The organism is Methanohalophilus sp. WG1-DM (assembly GCF_004104135.1).
Taxonomy (GTDB): domain Archaea; phylum Halobacteriota; class Methanosarcinia; order Methanosarcinales; family Methanosarcinaceae; genus Methanohalophilus; species Methanohalophilus euhalobius.
Map to the genome: position 1 here is coordinate 1 of NZ_RRBA01000024.1, position 5,244 is coordinate 5,244.

Annotated in this window: 2 tRNA genes and 3 rRNA genes; all 5 read right to left on the reverse strand. The window is 51.8% G+C overall.

Features of this window, described 5'->3' with window-relative positions:
- Window positions 1-13: 13 nt before the first annotated feature.
- Window positions 14-135: ribosomal RNA gene (rrf, locus tag CI957_RS10105) — 5S ribosomal RNA — on the reverse strand.
- A 24-nt stretch (window positions 136-159) separates the two neighbouring features.
- A tRNA-Cys gene (locus CI957_RS10110) sits at window positions 160-231 on the reverse strand.
- Between the two features lie 109 nt (window positions 232-340).
- Window positions 341-3,261, reverse strand: a 23S ribosomal RNA gene (locus CI957_RS10115).
- Between the two features lie 121 nt (window positions 3,262-3,382).
- Window positions 3,383-3,455: transfer RNA gene (locus CI957_RS10120), tRNA-Ala, on the reverse strand.
- Between the two features lie 75 nt (window positions 3,456-3,530).
- A 16S ribosomal RNA gene (locus CI957_RS10125) occupies window positions 3,531-5,007 on the reverse strand.
- Together the 16S, 23S and 5S rRNA genes with 2 tRNA genes alongside form the textbook arrangement of a ribosomal RNA operon.
- Window positions 5,008-5,244 lie beyond the last annotated feature (237 nt).

The following is a 5,244-nucleotide window of genomic DNA, read 5'->3' on the forward strand; positions in this document are numbered from 1 at the left end:
AGTCAATAAGTTGAGTCAGCAGCGATGCATAGTTCCCAAAGGCTCTCGCACTTTAGTACAGTATACAACGCTGGCAGGCTTATCTTCTGTGTTCGGGATGGGTACAGGAGTTACCCTGCCGCTATGGCCGCTGTCCTCAACTTATATGAGATGGATGAAAGCCAAGGCCCGGATTCGAACCGGGATGGAATCGCTCTGCAGGCGATTGCGTAGCCGCTCCGCCACCTTGGCACATTGGGCATGTGCGAAGCGTATTCATATGACGCAACCGTCATAAACTTTGCGTTTCATCGGACCGTGTATTTATGCATTACATACCTGATTTCGCCTGGAATAAGCAATTGGAAGCGGCACGGATTATTAGTAACCGCGGACTTAACACCTCGTTTCCTTAGTGCTTACATCCCGATCCTATTAAACCGGTCTTTTACCGGCATCCTTACAGTGGTCTCTTTTCAGGTTGGATTTCGAGCTTAGATGCTTTCAGCTCTTATTCTTTGGCGCGTAGCTGCTCGGCACTGCCTTGTCAGACAACCGATCGACCAGAGACGCCGTTGCCCTGTTCCTCTCGTACTAAAAGCAACTTACCTTCAGACCACATACACCTCTAGTAGATAGTAACCGACCTGTCTCACGACGGTCTAAACCCAGCTCACGATCTCCTTTAATAGGCGAACAACCTCACCCTTGGCCGCTGCTGCACGGCCAGGATGGAAAGAACCGACATCGAGGTAGCAAGCTGCCGGGTCGATATGTGCTCTTGCCGGCAACGACACAATTATCCCCGGGGTAACTTTTCTGTCAGCTTTAGCCCGCATCAAGCAGGACATAAAGGTTCGCTAGAACCGACTTTCGTCTCGCGATCCATTGCTATGCTAAATCGCGTCAGGCTGACTTATGCTCTTGCACTCTTCAGCAGGTTTCCGACCCACTTGAGTCAACCATTGCGCGCCCTTGATATCTTTTCAAGGGCGTCCCGCCCCAGGCAAACTGCCCACCTATCGGGGTCCTCCTTGCGGAGTTAGGGTCGCGACTTCAGAAGGGTAGTGTCCCATTGACGGCTCCACCCATGCTGGCGCACGGGCTTCGATGCCTCCTACCTACACTGTACATCCGAAATCACAACCCAACGACAGGCTGCAGTAAAGCTCCACGGGGTCTTCACTTCCCCCTAGAGGTCTCTAGACTTTGCACTAGAATGTAAGCTTCACCGGATTCTGGCTAGGGACAGTAGAGCTCTCATTGATCCATTCATGCGAGTCGCCAATTAAGCGACAAGGTACTACGCTACCTTAAGAGGGTCATAGTTACCCCCGCCGTTTACGGGCCCTTCTTTCCGTTGGACCGAAGTTTCAGGTACCCGCACTGGGCAGGATTCAGAGATCGTACTAGCCCTTTCGGGTTTGCGATCTCCTATGTTGGTATTAGACAGTTAGAGCTCCCTGGTCACTGCGACCTGCCATCTTCATGGCAGGCACTCCTTCTCCCGAAGTTACGGAGCCAATTTGCCGAATTCCCTTAGCCAGATTAATTCCGACACGCCTTAGCCTTTTCAGCTAGGGGCACCAGTGTCAGATCTTGGTACGGTCGTTTAGCTTCCTTTTCACGGGTCCCGGGGTGCAGTTGACTTTCGCAATAACATATTCGCCCGCTTCTCGCCATTACGGCTCTCCACGGGTTTCGATGCTTAGACAGCGCGACAACGCTGCTCAACCTACCCTGAGACGTCAGTTTAGTGCTAAACGGTACAGGAATATTAACCTGTTTCCCTTTTGGCGTACTCGAATTACGGTACGTCTTAGGACCGACTAACCCTCGGCTGACGATCATTGCCGAGGAAACCTGGCCCCTTCGGCGGTCAGGATTCTCACCTGACTATGCTGCTACTATTACCAGGATTTTCGTTTCCGTACGGTCCACAGGACTTCACAACCCTGCTTCTGCCCGAACGCAACGCCTTCCTACAAGATTACCTTTCGGTACTCCGTGGTATCGGTGGTCGACTTGAGCCCCGTCCATTTTCGGGGCCCCAGACCTCGACTGGTGGGCTGTTACGCACTCTTTAAAGGGTAGCTGCTTCTAAGCTAACCTTCCAGCTGTTTAGGGCCTGGGACACCCTTTATCTTTAACACTTAGTCGACACTTAGGGACCTTAACCACGGGCTGGGTTCTCTCCCTTACGGACTACAAGCTTACCCCAGTAGCCCGGACTCCAACTTTCTCAGACGACGGTGGTTTTGGAGTTTGACAGGGGAGCGAGGGATTTCTCCCCCGGGATCCCCAATCAGTGCTCTACACCACCGACTATCTCCGGTTAGGTCATGCTACGACATGTTTTGGAAGGAACCAGCTGATGCCGGGTTTGATTAGCCTTTCACTCCAAGACGCAGGTCACACGAACGATTTGCAGGTCAGTACCGCTTGCGGTCCTCCACGTAGCTTTCGCCACGCTTCAACCTGCCCACGCCTAGATCACCCGGCTTCGGGTCGTATTCCAATGACTCCACGCACTTGTATACGCCGCATCTTGTCCGAAGACTGCATGCTTGTTGCTTTCGCTTCGGCTCCCCTTTCGGTTAGCCTTCGCCATTGAAATACACTCCCTGGCCCGTTCTTCAAAACGTAAGATATGACATCGGCAACAAAACTCGTACAGCAGCCTCGCGACTGTTTCCTTCATTTCGCAGATCCTTTCATGCCATATCGTTCCATAACCAACAGGTTTCAGGCACTTTGAACCTCCCTTTTTGGGGTACTTTTCAGTTTTCGGTCACCCTACTAGTTCACTATCGGTCTCAAGAGATATTTAGTTTTGGAAGTTGATGCCTCCCGGGTTCCCGCGCGATATCCAACGCACGGTACTCTGGAACAATTCCAGATCCGTTCACATTAACCTACGTGACTATCACACTCTGTGGTTTGACGTTCCAGTCAAATTCGGTCTCTGTGAGATGGGATCCTTGGAAAAGTCCTTCCACACCACATGTCCCTTCTGTTCCCAGAGGGATTCGGTTTGAACTTTGCCGTGTTCACTCGCCGTTACTAGCGGCATCTCTTCGATTTCTTTTCCGGTTCCTACTAAGATGTTTCAATTCGGAACGTTCCCGATCATTACTGATCGACCATAAGGTCAAGAGGTCTCATTAGGAGATCCCCGGTTCATAGGCTTCATGCGCCTACCCGGGGCATATCGCAGCTTGACACGTCCTTCATCGGTCCTTGAGCCGAGCCATTCACCTGCTGGCATAAATGCCATTATCCGTTTGCTTACTCCAGTAAGCGTCAGGTATGCAACTTATACACGATCTCATCGTGCTCTTCCTGGTCAGAAAGAGCACATCCATCCTTCCCGGGCAAAATTACTTGCCTGGTGCATTAAATATGGACTTGCTGGGATTCGAACCCAGGGCCTCTGCCTTGCAAAGGCAGCGATCTTCCAACTGATCTACAAGCCCTTGGTATCCCAACGATGTTGGATTATATGAGTGCAATGGCAGTTTTTCGGTTTCTGATCGAAAGTTTTTTTGCTTAGGAGGTGATCCAGCCGCAGATTCCCCTACGGCTACCTTGTTACGACTTAACCCCCCTTGCGAAATTTAGGTTCGAACGCAGCACTAAAGTCCGCGCCCTCACCCATACCTCACTCGGGTGGTTTGACGGGCGGTGTGTGCAAGGAGCAGGGACGTATTCACCGCGCTATATTGAAACGCGATTACTACGGATTCCAGCTTCATGAGGGCGGGTTTCAGCCCTCAATTCGAACTACGGCTGGGTTTATGAGATTACCGTCACTTTTCAGTGTAGGAGCCCATTGTCCCAACCATTGTAGCCCGCGTGTAGCCCGGGAGATTCGGGGCATACTGACCTACCGTAGCCCGCACCTTCCTCCGATTTAGCATCGGCGGTCCCCACAGAGTACCCATCATCCAAAAAGGATATGCTGGCAACAGTGGGCACGGGTCTCGCTCGTTGCCTGACTTAACAGGATGCTTCACAGTACGAACTGACGACGGCCATGCACCTCCTCTCAGCGATTCAGGTAAAGTCTTTAGCTTGACCTACATATTGCTGTCGCCCCCGGTGAGTTGTCCGGCGTTGAGTCCAATTAAACCGCAGGCTCCACCCGTTGTAGTGCTCCCCCGCCAATTCCTTTAAGTTTCAGCCTTGCGGCCGTACTTCCCAGGTGGCTCGCTTCACGGCTTCCCTGCGGCACCTGAAACGGTCGCACCATTCCAGACACCTAGCGAGCATCGTTTACGGCTGGGACTACCCGGGTATCTAATCCGGTTCGTGCCCCCAGCTTTCGTCCCTCACCGTCGGACCCGTTCTGGTAAGACGCCTTCGCCACTGGTGGTCCCACAGGGATTACAAGATTTCACTCCTACCCCTGTAGTACCTCTTACCTCTCCCGGTCCCAAGTCTAACAGTATCCCCCGGTAGCCTAACAGTTGAGCTGTCAGATTTCCCGGAAGACTGATTAAACCGGCTACGGACCCTTTAGACCCAATAATAGTGATTACCACTCGGGCCGCCGGTGTTACCGCGGCGGCTGGCACCGGTCTTGCCCGGCCCTTGCTATCACATGCTATTTACACATGTGGACAGCCAGCATTGTATGCTGGCACTCGGTGTCCCCTTATCGCGGTTTCCCGCAGTGTAAAGGTTTCGCGCCTGCTGCGCCCCGTAGGGCCTGGATTAATGTCTCAGAATCCATCTCCGGGCTCTTGCTCTCACAACCCGTACCCGTCGTTGGCTAGTAGGTACTCTAGACCCACTACAACCTGATAGGCCGCAGACCCATCCTTGGGCGACGGATCTTTTAATCACAAAGCATTCCAGCATATGTGATCTATTCAGAATTATCCCCAGTTTCCCGGGGTTATGCTGAACCCAAGGGCAGATTGTCCACGTGTTACTGAGCAGTCCGCTATGTTCACGAAGAACATTTAACTAGCATGGCTTAGTCGAACACCGATAGCAGTAACCTCTGGCAGGATCAACCAGAATTATATGATATTTCTAGCACACCTTTTGAAGGTTAAAGGATATTGTTGGCAGGGTACCTGTTAAACAACATGGATGCTGATTAAAGGCCCTGCACAGTGAATTCTTAATACTAACGATCAGAATTCACCGAACTGCCATTGCGTGAGTCAGACAGAATTGTTATCTCCTGTCTCCATGAATATGAAGGTGATTTATTCTCCCACACACGTTCTGTGCGGGAACTCATGAATATTGCTT